The following is a 22,857-nucleotide window of genomic DNA, read 5'->3' as shown; positions in this document are numbered from 1 at the left end:
GAGGGTGTTGGGTGGGAATGCGGTTAATCGGCGACGGCGGCCCCACCCGAAGGTGGGACCGCCGTCGTCGAACAGCCGGTGGTGGCTAGCGCTGGGGGTTAGAAACCGCCCATGCCGCCCATGCCGCCCATGTCGTCGCCGCCGCCCATGGCCGGAGCGTTCTTCTCCGGCTTGTCGGCCACAACAGCCTCGGTGGTGAGGAACAGGCCGGCAATGGAAGCCGCGTTCTGCAGGGCAGAGCGGGTGACCTTGACCGGGTCGTTGATGCCGGCAGCCAGCAGGTCGACGTACTCGCCGGTTGCTGCGTTCAGGCCGTGGCCTGCGGGCAGGCCGCGGACCTTGTCGACCACAACGCCCGGCTCAAGGCCGGCGTTGAAGGCGATCTGCTTCAGCGGGGCATCGATGGCAACGCGGACGATGTTCGCACCGGTTGCCTCGTCGCCGTCGAGCTGCAGGTTTGCGAAGGCCTTGGCACCGGCCTGGATCAGGGCAACGCCACCGCCGGCGACGATGCCCTCTTCAACAGCAGCCTTGGCGTTGCGGACTGCGTCCTCAATGCGGTGCTTGCGTTCCTTGAGCTCCACTTCGGTGGCGGCTCCGGCCTTGATGACTGCAACGCCGCCGGCCAGCTTGGCCAGGCGTTCCTGCAGCTTCTCGCGGTCGTAGTCGGAATCGGAGTTCTCGATCTCGGAGCGGATCTGGGAAACGCGGCCGGCGATCTGGTCGGCGTCGCCTGCACCCTCGACAATGGTGGTCTCGTCCTTGGTGACAACAACCTTGCGGGCGTGGCCCAGCAGTTCGAGGCCGGCGGTCTCAAGCTTGAGGCCGACTTCCTCGGAGATGACCTGGCCACCGGTGAGGATGGCGATGTCCGCGAGCTGCGCCTTGCGGCGGTCGCCGAAGCCCGGGGCCTTGACGGCGACGGACTTGAAGGTGCCACGGATCTTGTTCACGATCAGGGTGGCCAGGGCCTCGCCCTCGATGTCTTCGGCAATGATCAGCAGCGGCTTGTTGGACTGCATGACCTTTTCGAGGACAGCAACCAGTTCCTTGACGCTGGAGATCTTGGAGTTGACGATCAGGATGTACGGATCCTCAAGGACCGTTTCCTGGCGCTCAGCGTCGGTGACGAAGTAAGCGGAGATGTAGCCCTTGTCGAAGCGCATGCCTTCGGTGAGCTCGAGTTCCAGGCCGAAGGTGTTCGACTCCTCGACCGTGATGACGCCTTCCTTGCCGACCTTGTCCAGGGCTTCGGCAATCAGGGCGCCAATCTCGTTGTCGCCGGCAGAGATGGACGCGGTGGCGGCAATCTCTTCCTTGGTTTCGATTTCCTTGGCCGAAGCCAGGAGCTCGCGCGTGACGGCTTCGACAGCCTTCTCGATGCCGCGCTTGAGGGACAGGGGGTCGGCTCCGGCCGCTACGTTGCGCAGGCCTTCCTTGACCAGGGCCTGTGCCAGCACGGTTGCGGTGGTGGTTCCGTCGCCGGCGACGTCGTCCGTCTTCTTGGCAACTTCCTTGACCAGCTCGGCGCCGATCTTCTCGTAAGGGTCGTCCAGCTCGATCTCCTTGGCGATGGAAACACCATCGTTGGTGATCGTGGGGGCGCCCCACTTCTTTTCGAGGACAACGTTGCGTCCACGCGGGCCGAGGGTGACCTTGACGGCGTCGGCGAGGATGTTCAGGCCCCGCTCAAGACCGCGGCGTGCCTCTTCATCAAATGCAATGATCTTGGCCATAACGGCAGTAGTCCTTTCGGGACAGTCGTTAAGAATGGACCTTGCTGCGGTGCCCGCGACGGACGATCCTTTTCCGGGCGGCCTCTGTACGCCGCCAGGTCCGGGATCTCACCCAGCCAGGTATTTCTTTCGCTCCCTGTCCGTCTGCCTGGCTTCGCGACCGGTCGGACCGGAGGCGTCGTTTTAGCAGTCGATACGCGGGAGTGCTAAGTCAATAATTAGCACTCCCCCGGGGAGAGTGCAACCAGTGCACGTCCCGCTCCGGCCCGTATCGGTGCCCTGCCCGCCTTCTGTTGCGGCACAAATTCGCTACGGGCGATCACCGGCCGCTGCTGCGGGCCGTCTCGCTTCCGCTTCTGGTGGCCTGGTTATCCGCGCCATAGCGGAACACCATGTAGTTGGCTGAGGTCACGTCACCGTTGGAATCGAAGTTGATCACTCCGGATTGGCCGTCGTAGTCGGGTCGCTTGCCCGCCCGAAGGAGGTCGATGCAGGTCTGATAGGACGTGCATACCGCTGTTTCGCCGGCGGCCTGTGCCGCGCCTCCGGAGACGCCGATCAGCCGGGCCGCAATGGAGGTGCCTGCGTCATCCTCCGCAGCAGCGGCCGCGATGACGGCGAGGTTGACCGCGTCGTAGGTTTCCGCCGCAAAGGTCATGTCCAACAGGTCCGGATCCACGGACACCAGCTCGCCCTGGAAATGCGCCGACGGAAACACGCCCGGCAGGATGCCGCGTGCCCCATCGAGGGCTCCTGAGCCGAGACCGGAGCCGTACTCGTTGACGGCACCGTCGCTGAGGATGAGCTTTCGTCCTCCCAGCCCGGCGTTGTTCAGCTCCGCGATGGCGCCTTGCGCACCATTCCGGGCGACGAGGACCACGGCGTCCGGGGCTGCTGCCTTGGCGGCGGCGGCGGCCTGCTGCGCCTGACCCGGGGTGAATCCCGCGACGGCGACCGGCCCCAATCCGGCGGCTTTGGCCGCGGCGCCGACGGCGGCAGACACGTCTTTGCCGTAGCCGCCTTCCTCGTACACGATGGCCAGCGTCTTGGCGCCGCCGTCCTTGGCGAGCTTGACGAGGACGGCGGCCTGGGCGACGTCCGCTGCGGAGGTCCGGAAGTAGTACCCGCCGCTCCTGTAGGTGCTCAGTCCGCTGGCGGCGTTGGCGGGGGAAATCAGGGCGACTTTGGCGTTGGAAAGCACATCGATGGCGGCGGGGGCGCGGCTGGAGTCGGTCGGGCCGATGACGACGTCCGCCTTGGCGGCTGCGAGCTCCTTGGCTTGGCCTGCGGTGTCTTCGCTGATGATCTCGGGGAGCAGCTCGACCGGTTTGCCCTTGTGGCCGCCGGCGGCATTGATTTCGCTAACGGCCAATCTGGCTGCCGCGAGCTGGGAGGTGTTGAGGAAGCCCTGGCTGCCCGTGTTATCCAGGATCAGGCCGATCTTAAGCGTGCCGTCGCCGCTGGCTTCAGCACTCCGCACCCGGGCGCCGCCGGCCGGGGCCAGACAGCCGGTCATCACCAGCAGCGCAACCGCGCCCACGGCGGCCGAACGGCCCGCGCGCAGGGCGGCAGTCCGGCGTCGGACGATGTTGTCTCCGGCAGGATCATGCCCGGCGTGCGGTGCAGCGGGAAGCGCCACTAGGCCGGCCGGACACTCTCGGCCTGGGGGCCCTTCTCGCCCTCGCCCACTTCCAGTTCCACGCGCTGGCCCTCGTCGAGGGCGCGGTAACCCTCGCCCACGATGGCGGACCAGTGCACGAAGACGTCATCGCCGGAGTCGTCCACGGTGATGAAGCCGTAGCCCTTTTCGGCGTTGAACCACTTGACGGTTCCCAGTGCCATGGTGTCCACACTTTCAGCTAGCTTGCGGGCGCCGCACCACGATGTGCGCCGCGGAATGCGAAAACGAAGTCCGCAAATCACTGTACCCGCGGCGGCGCGCCTGTGCGCAGGGTGCAGGCCGCGCCGTCGGCCAATAGTTATTCACGCGTAACCGAACCGGGGCCGCTGGAAGAGCCGGGTGGCGGGCCGCTGGAAGCCGGGACGCGGGCTACTGGAAGCCGGGTCCGAGGACGACGACAAGCGGCATGTTGAACTCGGCGGAGTCGACGAGGGTCGGGATGTTGAGCAGGGAGGCCAGGGCCTCGGCGTTGACTCGCTGCTCCGCGCCGTCATAGAAAATCACTGAACTCGTTTGCCGCGCGCCGCCCCAGTTGCCCAGCGGGCCGAGGGTCCAGCCGTCGGAAGCGACCGTGGCGCCCACCCTGCTCGCCAGTCCGGGCGTGCCGGTGGCGTTATAGATCGCGACGGGCTGCGTCTTGTCCACTGCGGCGTCGTCCGCCGGCGTGGCCGTGGGCGACGGCGCTTCGGAGGGCGTCGCCGCGTCGGGTGTGGCTGCTGCCGACGGGGACTCACTCGCCGGGGCGGAGCTGCTGGCGCTGGGCGCCGCTGAAGCGGTGGGGGTGGCGGACTGTTCCGCGGTCACGGCCGAGGAGCTGCCGGCCGAGTTGAAGCCAAGTTTCGGCAGGAACAGGAAAGCCACCAGGCCGATGACCAGCGCCACGGCGCCGACAGCCAGGACAGGGGCAAGGCTGCGGCGACGGGATTCGGCGGCTGCCCGGTGGACACCCTGCCGGGTGGGGGTCTCCGGGACCCGGTCAAATTCATCCCGCGCGTATTTGGTCATGATAAAAACGACGTCCTTGCTGATTTCTTACGAGTTGCCAGGGCCTTATCGGCGCGGAAAATCCGCGCGTCCGGCCGGTGCTTTACGCGTCTGAACCCAAGCGGCGGGCAGTGCGGGCACGTTGGCGTGACGTACGTAGTCTACGCAATCTCTTCACCAGCATGGGATCGTGGGCCAGCGCATCCTCAGTATCGATGAGCGCGTTGAGGATCTGGTAGTAGTGCGTCGCGGAGAGGTCGAAGAGTTCGCGAATGGCCTGTTCCTTGGCCCCGGCGTACTTCCACCACTGCCGTTCGAGGGCCAGCATCTGCTGATCGCGGCTGCTCAGCGGCGACTCGCTGCGCGTGTCCGCGGGAAAAGATTCCGGCGTCGAAAGGTGCTCTTGCGCTGCTTCGGCCACGACACACTCCCTGGCTGGATCCGACTAAAGGTCAGTCCCATGTTACGGGCGAATAACACCGTTGTCATTTGGGGCCCTGCAAGAATGGAGCGGTGCCTTCCTCCAGCTCCCCTCGCGCCGACCCGCCTTCTGCCGACCTGCCTTCTGCCGACCTGCCTGGTGCGGATGCCCTCTTTGAGCTGGACGCGGCGCCCGGTGACCTTCTGGGGTTCGCGCAGCTGGCACGGCTGCCGCTGGCGGAGCTCGTGGCCCCCGACTGGGCGGAGGCGCTAACCCCCGTGGAGGGAAAGCTGCGCGAGGTGCTGGGGTTCCTCGCGGCGGAGGCCGCCGGCGGGCAGAACGTGCTTCCCCGGCCGACGAACGTACTGCGTGCCTTCCGGCAGCCGCTGGCCGGCGTCCGGGTCCTGGTTGTGGGCCAGGACCCCTACCCGACGCCGGGCCACGCCGTCGGCCTGTCCTTCGCGGTGGACGGCGGCACCCGCCCCATCCCCCGCAGTCTCGCCAACATCTACAAGGAACTCGACGCCGATCTGGGGCTCCCGCCGAGGACCCACGGTGACCTCGGCCGCTGGGCGGAGCAGGGTGTCCTGCTGCTGAACAGGGTGCTCAGCGTCCGGGCTGGGGCGGCAGGGTCACACCGCGGTAAGGGCTGGGAGGCCATTACGGCGGCCGCCATCCGCGCCGTGGCTAACCGCAGCGCGCCAGCCGGCGGACGTGCACCCCTGGTGGCGGTACTTTGGGGCAAGGACGCCGAATCCGCCCGACCGTTGCTGGGTCCCACGCCGGTGATCGCCAGCGCGCACCCCAGTCCGCTTTCGGCCTCACGGGGTTTCTTCGGCTCGCGTCCCTTCAGCCGCGCCAACGCCCTGCTGCAGGCTCAAGGAAACGGCACTGTGGACTGGGAGTTGCCCCCGCTTCCGTAACCCAGCGTTCCCCGCACGGAGAATTTACAGGCTGGTTGGCTAGGCTTGGGCCCATGACCACAGTTCCCGCCACCACCTCGGCCAGCCGAAAATCGCGACCGCAGATCAACCTCACCGTGCTGCGACGCGAACAGCTCTCTCCGCACATGGTCCGCATCGTCGCCGGCGGTCCGGGCTTTGGCGAGTACGTCAACAACGAGTTCGTAGACCGCTACGTCAAGATTGTGTTTCCGCAGCCCGGAATCGCGTACCCGGAACCGCTGGACCTCTGGACCGTCCGCGAGACCATGCCGCGCGAACAATGGCCGCACACCCGCACCTACACGGTCCGCTGGGTCAACGAGGCGGCCGGGGAACTGGCGATCGACTTCGTGATCCACGGCGACGAGGGCCTCGCTGGCCCCTGGGCGGCCACCGCACAGCCGGGCGACAGCCTCCTCTTCACCGGCCCCGGCGGCGGCCACAACCCCGACCCGGCGGCGGACTGGTACCTCTTCGCCGGCGACGAATCCGCCCTGCCGGCGATCGGCGCCGTGATCGAGGCCCTGCCGCAGCACGCCCGCGGCCTCGCCTTCCTGGAAGTGGACAGCGAGGCGGATATCCAGGCGATCGCCGCACCCGCCGGCATCGAACTGCGGTGGCTCTTCCGCGCAGGCGCTCCGGCCGGCGCCAGCGAGGTCTTGCTCCGCGCCGTACGGGACTCCGAATGGCCCGAGGGTCGGGTCCAGGTCTTTGCCCACGGCGAGCGTGGCTACATGAAGAGCCTGCGGGACGTCTTCTATGCCCAGCGCGGACTCGAACGCGGACAGGTTTCACTCTCCGGCTACTGGGCCAGCGGCCGCGTGGAGGACGACTTCCAGGCGGAGAAGAAACTACCCGTAGGGCAGATCTAGCAGGGGGTTCCGATCCGGACGGCGGAGGCGGCCCAAACGGGTTGCCGGGCTGCGCCGGGCTAGCGGCGCCGTGCCCGGCGTCGTTCGTTGCTGGCTAGGCTCTTCGTGAGGGGCCGGGCGAGGGTGTCGCCGAGCACGATGCCGGCTGCAACGCCCAGCACAATGGCACCGGCGTTCAGCATCCCGCCCGCCCCCATGACGATCTCGGACTCCTCGATCGTCAACACATACATCGACCGGAATATAGTGAGTCCGGGCAGCAGGATTAGTGCCGCCGGAACGGCCACCACCAGCTGCGGGGCGCCCATCCGCAGGGCAACCACGCGGGCCAGCAGGCCGATCACGACGGCAGCCAGTGCCGGCGAGAAACGCGGCCCGATCCCGAGGGCCTCGCCCCCGATGAGGACGAGGTAGCCAACGACGCCGATGGCTGCCGTCGGCAGCAGCAGCTGCCAGCTGGTCTGTTCAGTGATTCCGATCGCTACCACCGCGACGGCAACCATGATGCCCACCGCCCACCACGGATACGCGGGCGGGAATGTTTTGGTGACGTTGATGGGTTCCATCCCGGTCATGTCGCAGACCACGAAGCCGACGGCGATGCCGGCAACGAGCGCGCCGAAGGTCAGCATGGTGGACAGGAACCGTCCGGCTGCCGTGACCGGGAAGCCGTTGATCGCATCCTGCACCGAGGAGACGAGCCGTCCGGTCGGGAGCAGCAGCAGGATTCCGCCGACCACCACGATCTCGGGGGCAATCTGGATCCCCAACGGGCTGCCGAACCGCCATAGCAGCAGGGCGACGAAGGTGACCAGGAAGGAACAGGAGGCAGTGATGAAGAAGTCCGGCGTGCGCCAGCGGCCCAGCCGCCGGGCGAGCAGGCTGACCAGCAGGTTGGAGACGAAGGCGACGGCTGAGGCGCCCGGGCCGCCGCCGAGTACGCCGACGAAGACGGCGGAGAACACCGCGAACGCCACGGTGACCATCCACCGTGGGAAAGGCTTTGGACTGTGGGTGATCTCCTCGAGCCGGCGCACCGCTTCCTCGCGGCCAACGCCCCCCACCACAATGTCCGTCACCAGCTGATGCACCTTGGCCAGCCCGGCGTAGTTGTTGGTCCAGGACCGCACCACACGCAGCAGGGTGATGGGGGTCTGGTCCTTCGGGGCGTAGTTGATGGCCACCGACTGGTTGGTGATGTCCACCTCGATGTTCTTCAGGCCCAGGGCAGCGGTGATGGCGATGATGCTGGTTTCCACTTCGAGGGCTCCGGCGCCGTACCGGAACATGGACTCTGCCAGATGCAGGGCGAAGTCGATGGTCTTGCGCGCCGAGGTGTCAACGCCGCCGACCTGGATCATTGGATTGGCGTAGGGGCTGCCAGCCAGCCGGTCCACGATGCTCATGGGCGCTGTCGGCGGGTTCTCGCCCTGCACCAGCCTGCGCAGCATGCGCTTGGCGGCGGCGTTCTGGCGCACCTGCATGGGTGACATCGGCTCGGTCCGGGGCAGTCCGTCCGTGTACGGCCTGCGTCGGCCGTCGGATTCTTTAGTCATTTCCGGCCTCCTAGGTTTCGGTTTCAGCCGGTTCAGTAAAACTGCTGGCCCGTGCGGCGGGTGTGGATCTGGCGGGCCAGCCGCTCCCCGGCGGCCATCCAGGCCTTGTACTTCAGCGGGCTCAGCACCTGGTCGTAGCAGCCGACGAAATCGGTGACGGTCTTGCTGAAGCTGGTCTTGAACAGCCCCAGCCCGTGGAACGGGTTGGACGTGTCCTTGAGCTGGCTGCTCGGGGGCGTGCCGCAGAAATCGTATTCGGTGCAGCCCAGCTCCTTGAGCTGGTTGATGGCGGTCCACTGGACGAGGTGGGAATCGCCGTACTGGCTGCGTTTCTGCAGCGATCCGCCGTCCTTGTAGGTCGCCTTCCGGCCGTAGTTGATGACGAACGCGCCCACGGACGGGACGCCGTTCTCATAGACGAACAGCAGGCGGCCCTGGCCCCGGTTGAGGAAGTTGGTCCAGAACTGGCGGTAGTAGTCGAATTCGCGCACCCGGACCTGCGATTTGGCTTCCACCGTCGTGGTCATGAGGGCATACATGGCCTGGAAGTTCTCCTCGGTGGGCTCCACGTTGTGCACTTCAACGCCTTCGCGGATGGCCCGGCGGACGGCATTTCGCCCGCGGGAATGGAGGTTGCGCAGGAGCTGGTTCTCCTCTGGGGAGATGTCCAGCAGCGCCGTCGAATCGTTGGGTTGCAGGTTGTGGGTCTTGACCAGCCCTGCCCCTTCGATGACCGTCCGCGCTTCGTCAGACAGCACGATGTCCGGCTCGATCTTGATGGCGAAGACACCCAGCCTGGCGCGTTTGACGAAGTCCGCGTTGGCGGCGGCGATGCCGGGAATGTCCTCGACCGAGGCGACGTCGGGACCCTTGATCAGGTACCAGAGTTTGCCCAGAAGGGGGAAGGACTTCTCCAGCACGAGGTTGTAGCTGGTGTAGTCAGCCGTCTCGTAGACAAGGTGCAGGGGTTTCCAGCCGAAGTGCTGTTTGACCTCTGCAAAGGCCTCCGACTGGAGGAGATTGCCGCCATTGGGGTTCGCGGTGACGTGGGCATCCCAGTTGGCGACCTCTTCGGCGGAGGCAAAGCGGGCAGTGAATTCACGCAAGGGTGCGGCATCCAATCATTGCGGTACGAGCTTCGGCGGCATGCGGACATGCAGGCTCAAGTCTATCTGCCCGGCCCTGTGCTCCGGCCCGGAACGTAGCCTGAACGGACGCCGAACGCAGGGGGTTACGCTGGGATCATGCCAGCACACGATCCACCGCCCGCGCCTCGTTCGGGGGCACCCCTGCGGGGCCTCCGAAGGCTTGGAATGCGCTCCCAATTCCTCGGGCTGCTGGTGTTCCTGGCCGCCTCAGCCGTCGTGGCCGGGCTGGGCGGGCTGGCCACCGGCAGTAACGTCAACGGCTGGTACGCCACCGCGGACAAGGCCCCGTGGTCGCCGCCGAACTGGGTGTTCGGACCCGTGTGGGCGGTGCTTTACACCGCGATGGCGGTGGCGGCCTGGCTGGTCTGGCGCCGCCGCGCCGAAGGCTCCCGGGCGGCCCTGACGGCCTACGGCGTGCAGCTTGTCCTGAACCTGCTCTGGACGCCCGTGTTCTTCGGGCTCTACCCGGCGATGGGCACCCCGGCGCTCTGGATCGGCTTCCTCGTCATTGTCGCCCTGGCCGTGGCGGTGGCCGTCACGGTGCTGCGCTTCGGTCCCATCAGCCGCACCGCAGGACTGCTGATGCTGCCGTACCTGTCATGGATCGTGTTCGCCTCGTCGCTCAACGCGTGGGCAGCGCTGCACAACTAATGCTTCAGCATTCGACGACGTTGACGGCGAGGCCGCCCATGGCCGTTTCCTTGTATTTGGAGCTCATGTCCTTGCCGGTCTCGCGCATGGTCACGATGACCTCGTCCAGGGACACCCGGTGTGTTCCGTCGCCCCAGAGCGCCATCTTGGCGGCGTTGATCGCCTTCGCGGCGGCGATCGCGTTGCGTTCGATGCAGGGGATCTGCACGAGCCCGCCGATCGGGTCGCAGGTCAGTCCCAGGTTGTGCTCCATCGCAATTTCCGCGGCGTTCTCCACCTGCTGCGGGGTGCCGCCCAGAACTTCGGCCAGGCCGGCGGCGGCCATCGAGGACGCCGAGCCCACCTCGCCCTGGCAGCCGACCTCGGCTCCGGAGATCGAGGCCTGTTCCTTGTAGAGCACCCCGACGGCGGCCGCGGTCAGCAGGAACTTGATCACGACGTCGTCGCGGTCCGCCTGAGTGGCCTTGTCCATCCCGGGGGCGAAGTGCAAGGCGTAATACAGCACGGCGGGAATGATGCCGGCGGCACCGTTGGTGGGCGCGGTGACCACCCGGCCCCCGGAGGCGTTCTCCTCGTTCACGGCCAGGGCAATCAGGTTCACCCATTCCTGCCAGTACTTCGGGTCCCGGTAGTCGGGATCCTGATCGCGGGTCTCCTTCATCAGGCGCTCGTGCCAGTCGGGGGCCCGGCGCCGGACCTTCAGCCCGCCCGGGAGCAGGCCTTCGCGCTTGAGGCTGACCTGGACGCAGCCCTCCATGACGGAGTAGATGTGCAGCAGGCCCTCGCGGATCTCCTCCTCGGTCCGGGACGCACGCTCATTGACGAACATGATCTCGCCGATCGAGAGGCCCTTGGACTGGCAGCGGCCCAGCAGTTCCGCGGCGGTGCGGAACGGCAGGGGCAGTTCCTTCTTGGACTCGTCGAGTTCCTTGAGCGCGGCATCCTCCTCGCCCTCGCGGACGATGAAGCCGCCGCCTACGGAGAAGAACGTGGCACTGTGCAGGACTTCGCCGTCGGCGGCGAAGACGGTGAATGTCATGCCGTTGGTGTGCCGGGGCAGGATGGTGAGCGGGCGCAGCACCATGTCCTTCACGCCGTACGGCAGAGGGACGGCGCCGGCCAGCTGCAGGGTGCCGGTTTCGGCGATGGCGGCGAGCCGTGCCTCCACTTCCTCGGGCAGGATCAGCTCCGGGTGGAAGCCCTCCAGGCCCAGCAGGATCGCGGTCATAGTGCCGTGGCCGTGCCCGGTGGCGGCGAGGGAACCGTAGAGGTCCACGCGCAGCGACGCCACCCGGTCAAGGATTCCGGAGGCCTTGAGCTCTTCGGCGAAGACTGCGGCGGCCCGCATGGGGCCCACGGTGTGCGAACTCGACGGTCCTATTCCGATGGAAAAAAGGTCAAAGACTCCAACAGCCATTGTCGGTTCCTAACTAGGTCTAACTGTGGCCCGGCAGATGGTCCTGCCGGAAGGCTGTGCTGCCGCTGGTTGGCGGCAGCGCGGCCGGATACACGACGTCGGGCGGCAGCTTGTGGCGGCCGCCCGGGCATCGTGATCTGAACTGCATTTCTGTACTTCTCTACTTCTGTATTACTACTTCTGTCGTCTTCTGTCCTGCGGACCCTAGGAAAGGTTCGCGACTGAGGGGTAGAGCGGGTGGGCGGCGGCGAGGGCCTCCACCCGGGAGCGCAGGCCGGAGAGGTCCGCGCCGGCGTCGGCGGTCAGCGCCTCGGCGATGATCTCCGCAACCTCGGCAAACGCAGCCTCGCCGAAACCGCGGGTCGCCAGCGCCGGGGTGCCGATCCGCAGCCCCGAGGTGACCATCGGCGGGCGCGGATCGAACGGCACGGCGTTGCGGTTGACCGTGATGTCGATTTCCGCGAGCCGGTCCTCGGCCTGCTGGCCGTTGAGTTCGCACTCACGCAGGTCCACCAGGACCAGGTGCACGTCGGTGCCGCCGGAGATCACGTTGATCCCCTTCGCGGTCACGTCCGGCTGGACCAGCCGCTCGGCCAGGATCCGGGCTCCGGCCAGGACGCGTTCCTGCCGTTCCCTGAACTCCGGGGACGCGGCGATCTTGAACGCCACGGCCTTGCCGGCGATGACGTGCTCCAGCGGGCCGCCCTGCTGGCCGGGGAACACGGCCGAGTTGATCTTCTTGGCGATCTCGGCGTCGTTGCTCAGGATGATCCCGCCGCGCGGACCGGCAAGGGTCTTGTGCGTCGTGGACGTGGTCACGTGCGCGTGCGGGACCGGGCTCGGGTGCAGGCCGGCCGCGACCAGGCCGGCGAAGTGCGCCATGTCCACCATCAGGTAGGCGCCCACGGAATCAGCGATCCGGCGGAACTCGGCGAAGTCCAGCTGCCGGGCGTACGCGGACCAGCCGGCAACGATGAGCTGGGGCTTGTGCTCCTGGGCCAGGCGCTCCACCTCGGCCATGTCGATCCGGTGGTCATCCTCCCGGACCTGGTACGGGATCACGTTGTAGAGCCGGCCGGAGAAGTTGATCTTCATGCCGTGCGTGAGGTGCCCGCCGTGCGCCAGGTTCAGGCCCATGATCGTGTCCCCGGGCTTGATCAGCGCGTGCATCACCGAGGCGTTGGCCTGCGCGCCGGAGTGCGGCTGCACGTTCGCGTACCCGGCCCCGAACAGGGCCTTGACCCGGTCGATCGCGAGCTGCTCAATCACGTCGACGTGCTCGCAGCCGCCATAGTAGCGCTTGCCCGGGTAGCCCTCGGCGTACTTGTTGGTCAGCACCGAACCCTGCGCCTGCATCACGGCCCTGGCCGTGTGGTTCTCCGAGGCGATCATCTCCAGGCCGTCCCGCTGGCGGGTCAGCTCATCATCGATCTTCGCCGCGATCTCCGGATCCAGCGCCGACAGCTCCGCATCCAGGCTCGGCGAAAGAACCTGCTCAAAGGTGGCCGTTGCGACTGTTGTGCTGCCTGCGGCGGCGTTCACAGTTCGCCGCCGTTCTTGGACGCGTACTCCTGGGCCGAGAGCAGCGGTCCATCGGACTCGGCGGCGACCTTGAAGAGCCAGCCGGCCCCGTAAGGGTCGCTGTTGATCAGCGCCGGGTCGTCGACGACGGCCGGGTTGGTCTCCGTGACCTCGCCCGTGACCGGGGAGTACAGGTCCGAGACGGACTTGGTGGACTCCACCTCGCCGCAGGTCTCCCCCGCCGTCACCGCCGAGCCGACCTCTGGCAGATCAACGTAGACGATGTCGCCCAGGGCGTCCGTCGCCACCGCCGAAATGCCGATGGACACAACGTTCCCGGCCTCCCGTGCAACCCACTCATGCTCGTCGGAGTACTGCAGTTCAGGGGCAACTCTTGCCATGTGTTTTTTCCTAAGTCTCGGAGTGGTCTTGGTGCTAAATCTATTGTTGCTGGGTTACGGACTGACCTTGGCGGGTTACGCGGCCGGAAACCGAATTCCTCCGCGTGCTCGGTCGCGAAGGCGCCCGCTGGGCGGACGCGCCGCTCCCTTAGACGCACGCTTCCGGAATCCGCTCCCCTGCCGCTGAAATCCAGTTACGTTTCCGGGGCCCATTGTTCTCCGGGAAGAAACAGTGGCCGTTCGTATTCTTCCAGAGCCGACCCCCGGCAGGCGCTTCATCCCCAGCACCTTTGGCCTTCGAAATGCGCTTCCCAAGCTGCTTGGAACGGGAGGTGACGTGTTCTCGAGGGGCGGCTGGCCGCGGTTTTCGAAAGCGTGCGTCAAAGCGACGAAGGAGCAGCACGCGTGAAAACTGGGGCCAGCCGGCCCGGAGCCAGCCACAGCACCGACGGCACCCGAGAACCCGCTGGCGCTGGGCTACTTGTCGCGCTTGTAGAACGGCAGTGCCACGACTTCGAACGGCTCGGCCTTGCCGCGCAGGTCGATGTCTAGCGTCGTGCCCGGAGTTGTGTGCTCGACGTCGACGTAGGCCATCGCGACGGGGTAACCCAGCGTGGGGCTCGGCTGGCCGGAGGTCACTTCGCCGACGACGTTGCCGTCCTTGAGCACCGGGTAGTGGCCGCGGCCGGCCCGGCGCCCGAGGCCCTTGAGGCCGACCAGCTTCCGGCCGGTGGTGGCACCGGCGCCGGCTTCCTTCTTGGCGGCCAGGGCGGCCTTGCCGATGAAGTCGCCTTCCTTGGACAGCGCGACGACGGGACCCAGGCCGGCGGCGAACGGATCGCCTTCCAAAGAGAGCTCATTGCCGTACAGCGGCATCCCGGCCTCAAGCCGAAGCGAGTCGCGGGAGGCGAGCCCGGCGGGCGTCAGCTCGCCCTCCTCAGCCACGGCGATGAGGGCCTGCCACAGAGCCGCGGCGGCGTCGTTCGTCACGAAGATCTCGAAGCCATCTTCGCCGGTGTAGCCGGTGCGGGCCAGCAGGAGGTCCTGGCTGGCGCCGCCGGACAGAAAGGGGACCTCGACGGCGGCATAGTATTTCAGGCCGGTGACGAGCTCGTGCTGCGCGGCCGGGACGAGGCGGAGCAGGATCTCCTCGGCCTTCGGCCCCTGCACGGCGATCAGCGAGGTCTCGGCGGAGGCGTCATTGACGGTGACGTCGAATCCTGCAGCCCGCTCGGCCAGGGCCGCAGCCACGACCTTGGCGTTGCCGGCATTGGGGACCACAAGGAACTTGTCCGTGCCGTCGGCAGCAGCCGGGCGGCGGTAGGTGATGAGGTCGTCAATGATGCCGCCGTCCCCGTTGCAGATCAGCGAGTACTTGGCCTTGCCGACCGCCATCGCGGAGATTTTGCCGACGAGGGCGTAGTCCAGGAACGCCGCTGCGTCCGGGCCGGTGACCCAGACTTCGCCCATGTGGGAGAGATCGAACAGCCCGGCGGACTTGCGCACGGCGTGGTGCTCGGCAAGCTCGGAGCTGTACTTGAGCGGCATCTGCCAGCCGCCGAAGTCCGTGAAGGAGGCGCCGAGCTTCTTGTGCTCTTCGTAGAGGGCCGTGTATTTCTCAGTCATCTCGGGATCCTTAGTTTTCAAACTCGGAGAGGGGCGGGCAGGAGCAGATCAGGTTCCGGTCCCCTGCCGCGCCGTCAATCCGGCCGACCGGGGGGAAATACTTGTCCTGCCGGAGCGTGTGGACGGGGAACGCGGCCTGCTCACGCGGGTACTCGCGGGTCCAGTCGGTGCTGATGACTGCAGCAGCCGTGTGCGGGGCGTTGCGCAGCGGGCTGTGCTCCACGGTGAAGTCACCGTGGGCCACCTGGTCGATCTCGGCGCGGATGGCGACCATGGCCGTGATGAAGCGGTCGATCTCGCCGAGGTCCTCGGACTCGGTGGGCTCCACCATCAGGGTGCCGGCTACCGGGAAGGACAGCGTGGGGGCGTGGAAGCCGAAGTCGATCAGGCGCTTTGCCACGTCCTCGGCGGTGACGCCGGTTTTCGCCGTGAGCTCGCGCAGGTCCAGGATGCACTCGTGGGCAACGAGGCCGCCTTCGCCGGTGTACAGCACCGGGAAGTAGTCGTTGAGCCGGGCCGCAATGTAGTTGGCGGCAAGCAGAGCCGACCTTGTGGCCTCGGTCAGTCCCTGGCCGCCCATGAGCTTCACGTAGGCCCAGGAGATCGGCAGCACGCCGGCGGAACCGTAGCGGGACGCGGAGATCGGCGTGCCGTCGGCCCCGTTCGCGGGGTCCGCGGCGTTGCCCGGCATGAAGGGTGCCAGGTGGGCCTTGGCGGCGACCGGGCCGACGCCCGGTCCGCCGCCGCCGTGCGGGATGCAGAAGGTCTTGTGCAGGTTCAGGTGCGAGACGTCGCCGCCGAACTGGCCCGGCTGGGCCAGGCCCACGAGGGCATTGAGGTTGGCGCCGTCAATGTAGACCTGGCCCCCGGCGGCGTGGATCGCGTCGCAGACCTCGCGGACGTCGGCGTCGAACACGCCGTGCGTGGACGGGTAGGTGATCATGATGCAGGACAGGGCGTCCTTGTGGGCCTCGATCTTGGCGGTCAGGTCCGCGTGGTCGATGGTGCCGTCGGAGGCCGTGGCCACGACCACCACCTTCATGCCGGCCAGGACGGCCGAGGCCGCGTTGGTGCCGTGCGCGGAGGCCGGGATCAGGCAGACGTTGCGCTGATCGTCACCGCGGGAGAGGTGGTAGCCACGGATGGCCAGCAGGCCCGCAAGCTCGCCCTGCGAGCCGGCGTTCGGCTGGATGGAGACCTGGTCATAGCCCGTGATCTCGGTCAGCTGGGCTTCCAGGTCCTCGATCAGTTCGCGCCAGCCGGCGGTCTGGGATTCCGGGGCGAAGGGGTGGATGGAGGCGAACTCCGGCCAGGAGATGGCCTCCATCTCGGCCGTGGCGTTCAGCTTCATGGTGCACGATCCCAACGGGATCATGGTGCGGTCCAGCGCGAGGTCGCGGTCCGAGAGCCGGCGGATGTAGCGCAGCAACTGGGTCTCGGAGCGGTGCGTGTTGAACACCGGGTGCTGCAGGTAGTCCGAGGTGCGTTCGACGGCGGTGTCCAGGCCGAACCCGGCATCGGGGCCTGCGTCGATGACGCTCGCGCCAAACGCGGCCACGACCTCGGCGACGATGGCCGCCGTCGTGGCTTCATCCGCGGAGATGCCGACGGTGTCCGCGTCGATGCTGCGCAGGTTGATGCCCTTGGCCTCGGCGGCGGCGATGATCTGTGCCGCCTTGCCCGGGACCGAAACGGTGACGGTGTCGAAGAAGCTCGTGTGCAGCACGTCCAGACCGGCCGCCTTCAGCGACGCGGCAATGGTCCGGGCGTGGCCGTGCGTGGTCTCGGCGATCGCCTTCAGGCCGTCGGGGCCATGGTAGACGGCGTAGAACGAGGCGACGATGGCCAGCAGCGCCTGCGCGGTGCAGATGTTGGACGTGGCCTTCTCCCGGCGGATGTGCTGCTCACGGGTCTGCAGCGCCAGCCGGTAGGCCGGGACGCCGGCGTTGTCCTTGGACACGCCCACGAGACGGCCGGGCATGGACCGCTCGAGGCCCTTCTGCACGGCCATGTAGGCCGCGTGCGGGCCGCCGAAGAACAGCGGGACACCGAAGCGCTGGGCGGATCCAACGGCGATGTCAGCACCCTGCTCGCCCGGGGAGGTGATCAGCGTGAGGGACAGCAGGTCTGCGGCGACGGTGACGAGGGCGCCGCGTTCCTTGGCATCGGCGATCACAGCCGTGTGGTCAAACACGCGGCCGGAGACACCCGGCTGCTGCAGGACGACGCCGTTGATGACGCCGTCGGGCAGGCCCTTGGAGAGGTCGGCGACCTCGACCTCGAAGCCGAGGGCTTCGGCGCGGCCCCGAACGATCGCGATGGTCTGCGGCAGGCAGTCGGCGTCGAGGACGGTCTTGCCGTCGCGCGCTTCTTTGTTCTTGTTGGCCCTGCGCATCATCAGCACGGCCTCGGCGACGGCGGTGGCTTCGTCCAGCAGGGACGCGTTGGCGATCGGCAGGCCGACGAGGTCCTGGACCATGGTCTGGAAGTTCAGCAGCGCCTCGAGCCGGCCCTGGGAGATTTCGGGCTGGTAGGGCGTGTAGGCGGTGTACCAGGCGGGCGCCTCGAGGATGTTCCGGCGGATGACGGCCGGGGTGAGGGTGTCATAGTAGCCCTGGCCGATCATCTGGACCGCGGTCTTGTTTTTCGCGGCCAGCTGGCGCAGTTCGGCGAGGACCTCGACCTCGCTCAGGGCTTCGCCCAGCGCCAGCGGGGAGTCCTGCCGAATGTCCTTCGGCACGGCGGTGTCCACGAGGGCGTCGACGGTGTCGTAGCCGACAGCCTTCAGCATGGCGTCGACGTCGGACTGACGGCGCGCGCCGATGTGCCGGTCAACGAAGGACGTGGAGGCTGAGGTAACAGTCACAAGGAACTCCATAACTAAGGCGGCGCAGGGTACGCCACATTGATTCGGGTTCCTCCCCGCTCTGTATTGGACCTGAGAGTTTCCGCGGCGCCCGTGCTCTCGCATGGCTCCGCTTGCACCGTCGGTGAGCACAGCATGTCAGCGGACAGCCTGCTACTTTCCAGAGTTGCCTTGCCGCGGCGGTACATGTGCCTGAGAGATTCCTGGGGAGGATTTGCTCCTACGGCGCCTGCTTGTACCTACTTGCAGGACTCTCCCGCCGCAGATCAATGGCATATTCAATTGCTCGTGACCACAGTCACAGCCTCCATTGTCCTACGCCCGGCTCCGCTCCGCAAACCAATGACCCTGCTCCGGCGGGAGTTACGCGCCAGCACCGCCGTCGGACGCGAATTCGCCGGAGCGCTGCGAAGTCGCCGGAAAGTTCCGGCGACTCCGCGCGCTTCCGGCGACCTCGGCGGACGGGATTGCCCCGCGTCCAGCTCAGCCGCGCAGCCGTTCGACGGCGGCCAGGAGGCTTTCGACGTCGCCCTCCACTTCCGGGAGCGGTCCGCCGGGGCCGCGGGCCAGCATCGCGTTGAAATACAGTCCGTCCCCCATATAGAGCACGGCTTTGGCCATGCCGGGCCCGACGTCGGCCGCCAGCAGCTCCAGCCAGCCGGCCTGGGCGGCCGCGATCCGCTGCAGCGTTTCCTCGTGGGCCACCTCGGCCAGCCGGGTCGCGGCAACAAAGACGCGGTCCATCGGAGTGTCCGCCCAGACCGAGGATTTGATGAAGTAGGCGGCGGCCCCTTCCGGCGCAGCGGCCATCCTCCCGAGGTCCTCGCCAAGGAGCCGGTCGAGCCGCTCCAACAGCACGGAGACCATGGCTTCCTTGTTCGGGAAATGGTAGAGCAGGCCGCCCTTGGAGACGCCGGCCAGCCGGGCGACGGCGTCCAACGTTGCTGCCCGTTCACCCTCTTCGATCAGCAGGGATTCGAAGGCGTCAAGGACAGCTTCGCGGGCGACGGGTTTTCTGGGCATGGGTTCCATCATGCCCGTCTAAACGCGCATTTCTTAACTGTACCGTCTGGACGGTATAGTTATCGGTTATGAGGACTACATCGATTCCTGCAGCCACCGGCGCGAGGCCGGCATCCGCACCGCGGGCGCCGTGGCGTGACTGGCTGGCACTTTCCCTGCTGATGTTCCCGGTACTGCTGGTCGCGGTGGACAACACGGCGCTCACCTTCGCGCTGCCCGCCATCGCGCGCAGCCTCGACGCGTCCGGGGTCGAACTGCTGTGGATTGTGGATGCTTATCCCCTGGTGCTGGCCGGCCTTCTGGTAGCGATGGGGAGCCTCGGTGACCGGATCGGACGCCGCCGCCTGCTCTTCATCGGCAGCACCGGCTTCGCCGCCGTCTCGGCCGTCACGGCCTTCGCGCCCAGCGCCGAATGGCTGATCGCCGGGCGGGCGGGGCTCGGGTTCTTCGGCGCAATGCTGATGCCCTCCACACTGTCCCTGATCCGCAACATATTCCCTGAGCCGAACCGCCGCCGGCTGGCCGTGGCCATCTGGGCAGCGGGTTTCTCCGGCGGCGCCGCCCTGGGCCCGATTTTCGGGGGCTGGCTCGTGGAGCACTTCTGGTGGGGCGCGGTCCTGCTGGTAGCGGTGCCGATCATCCTGCCGCTGCTGGCGCTCGGAGTGTTCCTGATTCCGGAGTCGCGCGATCCGAATCCCGGCCGGGTGGACGTTCCCAGCATCGCCCTGTCCCTGCTGGTGATGGTGCCGGTGGTCTATGGCATCAAGGAACTGGCCACGCACGGCCTGTCCCTGGTGCCGCTGGCAGCGATCGGCTTCGGCCTGCTGATGGGGTACGTCTTCATCCGGCGGCAGCAGGCCTTGCTGCGGGACGGCCAGGAACTCCGCGGAACGGGGACGGCTGCCGCTCACACTGCTGCTCCGCGCCCGACCGCGCCGCTGTTGGATGTCAGCCTGTTCGGCAACCGTGTCTTCAGCACGGCCATCACGGCGAACGTATTGGCCCTGTTTTCCTTCAACGGCTTCATTCTCTTCCTCGCCCAGCACCTGCAGCTGCTGGAGGGCCAGTCCCCCTCGGAGTCCGGCGTCGCCATGGTCCCCGCCCTGATCGCCACCGTTGCGGCCGGCCTGCTGGTGGTGCCGCTGGTGCGGACCGTCCGGCCGGGCTTCGTCGTGGCCGGCGGACTGCTGCTGAGCGCCACGGGGTACGGCCTGGTGGCCTTCGGCGACCACGGCAACGGCCCGGCGCTCCTGCTGGCGGCCCTGTTGATCCTCTGCCTGGGCGTCGGCGCGGCGGAGACCATTTCCAATGACCTGATCCTCGGGGCGGCGCCCGCGGAGAAGTCCGGCGCGGCGGCGGCCATTTCCGAGACCGGCTACGAGGTGGGGTCCCTGCTGGGCACCGCCATCCTCGGCTCCATTCTGACTGCCTCCTACCAGGGCAACCTCCGGCTCCCGGACGGCGTCGCCGAGGCTGCACCGGCGGAGGGGGTTGCCCAAGCCCGGGAAACGCTGGCCGGTGCCGTGGACCTGGCGCAGGCCCTTCCCGGCCCGCTGGCGGAAGCCGTGACTGCGGCTGCCCGTGCCGCCTTCGATTCCGGCGTGCACGTGACGGCGGCTATCGCACTGGTGCTGATGGCGGGCGCCTCGGTGCTGGCCGCCGTCGTCCTGCGAAAGGTGCCGACCGCCAAATAGGCCGTTTGAGGCTGCCCTCCAGTCGGGCTTAAATGCCAAGCGCCCGACGCCGGGGAGTACCCGGCGCGGGCGCTTGGACTGCGCTGAGCGCTGAGGCTACTTCTTGCTCTCGGGGGTGGTGACGTTGGCGGTGGCGCGCATGGTCTCCGCATTGACCATCCAGGCGTACTGCTCGAACTTGGCGATGAACGCGTGCAGCAGGTCCGCCGTCGTCGGGTCTTCTTCGTCCACTTCGTCATGGACCTTGCGCATGGTGCCGACAGCGGCGTCAAGCGCGGCGACGATCTTGTCGATAGCGTCCTTGGTGTTAATCAGTCCGGCGGGGAACTCGGCCAGGGAGGTGGACTTGGAGACCGTGGAGCTGCGGCCGTCCGGCAGTGCGTGCAGGGCACGCATGCGCTCAGCCATCTCATCGGCAAAGGCGCGGGCTGCTTCGATGATTTCGTCCAGCTGCAGGTGCAGGTCCCGGAAGTTCGTTCCCACGATGTTCCAGTGCGCCTGCTTGCCCTGGACATGCAGCTCGATCAGGTCCACGAGCACTGCCTGACAGTTGGCGGTGAGGGTAGGTGAAGCTTTCATGCGTCCTCCTGAGTAGGTCCGAATACCGTTAGGTCCGATAGTTCCGACGCTACCCCAGAGCGATTCCGACGGCGACCGGCGCAGTAAAATTTCTCGGTCAGCTTACTAAGTCGGCTTACTACCCCGTTTTGGGCGGTACCTAGACCGCTTCGTTGAGCATGGATGCCGCGGGGAAGATGGCGCGGGTGATGCCGCCGGTGGTTGCCTCGGCCAGCTGGGACAAGTAGTCATTCCGGCGCCTGGGTGTGATCCGGGATTGCGGCTCGAAGCTCTGCCCGGGTTCGTCCGAGTAGTGTGCCGTGAGTCCGTCGCGCATCAGGCGGATGGCTTCGGAACGCTGCTGAGACACTGCCGCGTGGGTGGAGCCGAGTTCCGCGGCGAGTTCCTTTACGGTCCTGTCGCCGAAGTAGATCTCCTCCACCACGTAGCGCATCCGTTCCGGCAGCGATGTCACAGCCGCGCGGAGGTATTGCAGCCGTTCGTCCGCGAGTACGGAGTGTTCGGGGGTCAGTGTCTCCGCTGCCAGCGTGTCGACGACTGCTTCATCAAGGGGCGTCAAGGTGCGGGACGCGTCGGCCAGGGCGGCCTCGACGACGCTCTGCTGCACCCCGAGGGCCGAGGCGATCTCGTCAACAGTGGGAGTGCGTCCCAACGCGGCCGCCAGGGTTTCCTGCACGGACATGGTTTCCTTGATCCGGCGCCGCGCCGAGCGGGTGGCCCAGTCGCTGGCCCGCATTTCGTCCGCGAACGCGCCGAGGATGCGACGGCGGGCAAAGGCTCCGAACGGCACGCCGAGATCCGGGTCAAAGGAGTCGGCGGAGGTAATCAGGGCGATGGCGCCCGCTGACGCCAGGTCGTCGCGGGAAAGGTGTGACGCTTTCGAGCACAAATCTGAAACGAGGTAGCCCACCAGCGGAAGGTGCTGTGTGACCATCTCGTTGCGTTCCGCGCGATTCAATAGATTGTCCCCCCATGAGACCGGATAAGGAGCTTAAAAACACCGAGAGCCGCACCCGCAAACGGTCCCTCACTCCCCCCAAGGGAGGCGGTGTTCGATACCCGGGCGCAGCACCCATGAGGAAACTTATCACCATAACAGCAATGTCCGTGTACCCTCAGGAAAAAGCTTGGCCGAAACTGCGGTAACACTGTTTCGGCGGGGGCCGCAACAAGAAAGGGCGCATGGGTGCGAGTGATCTTTCGGCGGCTCTTTGGCAGGAGCGCCGCGAGCTGGAACTGCTCCTGTTCAGGCTCGAGACACAACGGTTGCACCTCCTGGCCGGGAACCTTCAATGGCTCAGCTTTACCGCCTCCGAAGTCGAAAACGTCCTGGACCGCCTGCGCTTTGAAGCCCTGGCCCGGAGCGTCGAGTCGGCGGCCGTGGCGGCGGAATGGGGACTTCCCGCCCAGGCCACGCTGGTCGAACTGATCGCGGGAGCACCGGCCGGCACCTGGGCGGAAATCCTGCGGGAGCATCGGGCCGGGCTCCGGAATTTGCTCGGCCAGCTCAGTGCCGCGGCGAGCACCGGCCAACAGCTCCTGCGGAACTTGAATCCGCCGGGATCATCAGGGGCGTCCCCAGTTGGGGTGGCCGGCCCGGGACCCGGCGCCGATACAGCGGAGACTCTCGACCAGCTCACCGTGGCTGCCAACATCGAGCGGGCCCGGAACATTCTGCGACGGACCTCGCAGCCAATGCTGGACCAGTATCTCGACGGCGAACTGGGCCAGTAACCG

20 protein-coding genes and 2 riboswitches are annotated in these 22,857 nt (G+C 67.1%); of the genes, 5 read left to right on the top strand and 15 right to left on the bottom strand.

The annotated features are described in order from the left end of the window. Window positions 1-98: 98 nt before the first annotated feature. From groL to OM977_RS03570, 5 genes are all read right to left on the bottom strand, one after another. Window positions 99-1,736 carry a chaperonin GroEL gene (gene groL / locus OM977_RS03590; RefSeq protein WP_264356173.1) on the bottom strand — a complete coding sequence of 546 codons (1,638 nt, stop codon included), beginning with the start codon at window positions 1,734-1,736 and terminating at the stop codon, window positions 99-101. A gap of 319 nt (window positions 1,737-2,055) precedes the next feature. Further along, window positions 2,056-3,375: an ABC transporter substrate-binding protein gene (locus OM977_RS03585; protein ID WP_442960693.1), complete on the bottom strand. Its 1,320-nt coding sequence runs from the start codon at window positions 3,373-3,375 to the stop codon at window positions 2,056-2,058. Then, entirely contained in the window at window positions 3,375-3,578 is a 204-nt protein-coding gene (locus OM977_RS03580) for a cold-shock protein (RefSeq protein ID WP_264356172.1), read from the bottom strand. The genes OM977_RS03585 and OM977_RS03580 overlap by 1 nt, the downstream gene beginning before the upstream one ends. 208 nt (window positions 3,579-3,786) lie before the next feature. Continuing rightward, window positions 3,787-4,422 carry a LytR C-terminal domain-containing protein gene (locus OM977_RS03575; protein WP_264356171.1) on the bottom strand — a complete coding sequence of 212 codons (636 nt, stop codon included), beginning with the start codon at window positions 4,420-4,422 and terminating at the stop codon, window positions 3,787-3,789. 82 nt (window positions 4,423-4,504) lie between these two features. Then, a complete protein-coding gene (locus OM977_RS03570; RefSeq protein WP_264356170.1) occupies window positions 4,505-4,822 on the bottom strand; it encodes a DUF3263 domain-containing protein in 318 nt (105 codons plus the stop codon). A 152-nt stretch (window positions 4,823-4,974) separates the two neighbouring features. Between OM977_RS03570 and OM977_RS03565 the strand changes: the two genes are divergently transcribed. Then, a complete protein-coding gene (locus OM977_RS03565) occupies window positions 4,975-5,745 on the top strand; it encodes a uracil-DNA glycosylase (RefSeq protein WP_264357277.1) in 771 nt (256 codons plus the stop codon). Window positions 5,746-5,798: 53 nt separating this feature from the next. Further along, complete coding sequence (locus tag OM977_RS03560) at window positions 5,799-6,638, top strand: siderophore-interacting protein (RefSeq protein ID WP_264356169.1); 840 nt, start codon at window positions 5,799-5,801, stop codon at window positions 6,636-6,638. Between the two features lie 59 nt (window positions 6,639-6,697). Here OM977_RS03560 and OM977_RS03555 read toward each other — a convergent pair whose 3' ends face one another. Beyond that, window positions 6,698-8,194, bottom strand: coding sequence for a threonine/serine ThrE exporter family protein (locus tag OM977_RS03555; protein WP_264356168.1), 1,497 nt, complete (start codon window positions 8,192-8,194; stop codon window positions 6,698-6,700). A 32-nt stretch (window positions 8,195-8,226) separates the two neighbouring features. Beyond that, entirely contained in the window at window positions 8,227-9,300 is a 1,074-nt protein-coding gene (locus tag OM977_RS03550) for a lipid II:glycine glycyltransferase FemX (protein WP_264356167.1), read from the bottom strand. A 207-nt stretch (window positions 9,301-9,507) separates the two neighbouring features. Between OM977_RS03550 and OM977_RS03545 the strand changes: the two genes are divergently transcribed. After that, window positions 9,508-9,993 carry a TspO/MBR family protein gene (locus tag OM977_RS03545; protein ID WP_264356166.1) on the top strand — a complete coding sequence of 162 codons (486 nt, stop codon included), beginning with the start codon at window positions 9,508-9,510 and terminating at the stop codon, window positions 9,991-9,993. 4 nt (window positions 9,994-9,997) lie between these two features. Here OM977_RS03545 and OM977_RS03540 read toward each other — a convergent pair whose 3' ends face one another. The 6 genes from OM977_RS03540 to OM977_RS03515 all read right to left on the bottom strand — a co-directional run bounded on the left by OM977_RS03540 (window position 9,998) and on the right by OM977_RS03515 (window position 18,847). Continuing rightward, on the bottom strand, window positions 9,998-11,410 hold the full coding sequence (locus OM977_RS03540) for an L-serine ammonia-lyase (protein WP_264356165.1): 1,413 nt from the start codon (window positions 11,408-11,410) through the stop codon (window positions 9,998-10,000). A gap of 204 nt (window positions 11,411-11,614) precedes the next feature. Continuing rightward, window positions 11,615-12,952, bottom strand: a complete 1,338-nt coding sequence (gene glyA / locus OM977_RS03535) for a serine hydroxymethyltransferase (protein WP_270103142.1) — start codon at window positions 12,950-12,952, stop codon at window positions 11,615-11,617. Continuing rightward, on the bottom strand, window positions 12,949-13,332 hold the full coding sequence (gene gcvH / locus OM977_RS03530; protein WP_264356164.1) for a glycine cleavage system protein GcvH: 384 nt from the start codon (window positions 13,330-13,332) through the stop codon (window positions 12,949-12,951). The genes glyA and gcvH overlap by 4 nt, the downstream gene beginning before the upstream one ends. A gap of 477 nt (window positions 13,333-13,809) precedes the next feature. Continuing rightward, window positions 13,810-14,958 (bottom strand): glycine cleavage system aminomethyltransferase GcvT, encoded by a 1,149-nt coding sequence (gene gcvT, locus OM977_RS03525; protein WP_264356163.1) that lies wholly within the window; start codon window positions 14,956-14,958, stop codon window positions 13,810-13,812. A 10-nt stretch (window positions 14,959-14,968) separates the two neighbouring features. Then, the gene (gene gcvP / locus OM977_RS03520) at window positions 14,969-17,836 is read right to left on the bottom strand and encodes an aminomethyl-transferring glycine dehydrogenase (RefSeq protein WP_442960692.1); all 2,868 of its coding nucleotides are present in this window, start codon (window positions 17,834-17,836) and stop codon (window positions 14,969-14,971) included. A gap of 39 nt (window positions 17,837-17,875) precedes the next feature. Further along, a riboswitch (glycine riboswitch) is annotated at window positions 17,876-17,993 on the bottom strand. A 1-nt stretch (window position 17,994) separates the two neighbouring features. Further along, a riboswitch (glycine riboswitch) is annotated at window positions 17,995-18,093 on the bottom strand. A gap of 214 nt (window positions 18,094-18,307) precedes the next feature. After that, window positions 18,308-18,847 carry a TetR/AcrR family transcriptional regulator gene (locus OM977_RS03515; RefSeq protein WP_264356161.1) on the bottom strand — a complete coding sequence of 180 codons (540 nt, stop codon included), beginning with the start codon at window positions 18,845-18,847 and terminating at the stop codon, window positions 18,308-18,310. Between the two features lie 68 nt (window positions 18,848-18,915). On the opposite strand from OM977_RS03515, the gene OM977_RS03510 reads away from it, so the two are divergent. Next, window positions 18,916-20,541, top strand: coding sequence for an MFS transporter (locus OM977_RS03510; RefSeq protein ID WP_264356160.1), 1,626 nt, complete (start codon window positions 18,916-18,918; stop codon window positions 20,539-20,541). Between the two features lie 96 nt (window positions 20,542-20,637). Here OM977_RS03510 and OM977_RS03505 read toward each other — a convergent pair whose 3' ends face one another. Both OM977_RS03505 and OM977_RS03500 read right to left on the bottom strand, forming a co-directional pair. After that, a complete protein-coding gene (locus tag OM977_RS03505) occupies window positions 20,638-21,120 on the bottom strand; it encodes a Dps family protein (protein WP_264356159.1) in 483 nt (160 codons plus the stop codon). 139 nt (window positions 21,121-21,259) lie between these two features. Next, a complete protein-coding gene (locus OM977_RS03500) occupies window positions 21,260-22,078 on the bottom strand; it encodes a sigma-70 family RNA polymerase sigma factor (RefSeq protein WP_264356158.1) in 819 nt (272 codons plus the stop codon). A 224-nt stretch (window positions 22,079-22,302) separates the two neighbouring features. Here OM977_RS03500 and flgN point away from each other — a divergent pair, with 224 nt between their 5' ends. After that, window positions 22,303-22,854 carry a flagellar export chaperone FlgN gene (flgN, locus tag OM977_RS03495; protein WP_264356157.1) on the top strand — a complete coding sequence of 184 codons (552 nt, stop codon included), beginning with the start codon at window positions 22,303-22,305 and terminating at the stop codon, window positions 22,852-22,854. Window positions 22,855-22,857: the final 3 nt, after the last annotated feature.

It is taken from the genome of Pseudarthrobacter sp. MM222, from assembly GCF_947090775.1.
Lineage (GTDB): Bacteria > Actinomycetota > Actinomycetes > Actinomycetales > Micrococcaceae > Arthrobacter.
The sequence above is the reverse complement of the archived record's forward strand: the minus strand, read 5'-3'. Positions and strand labels throughout refer to the sequence as shown.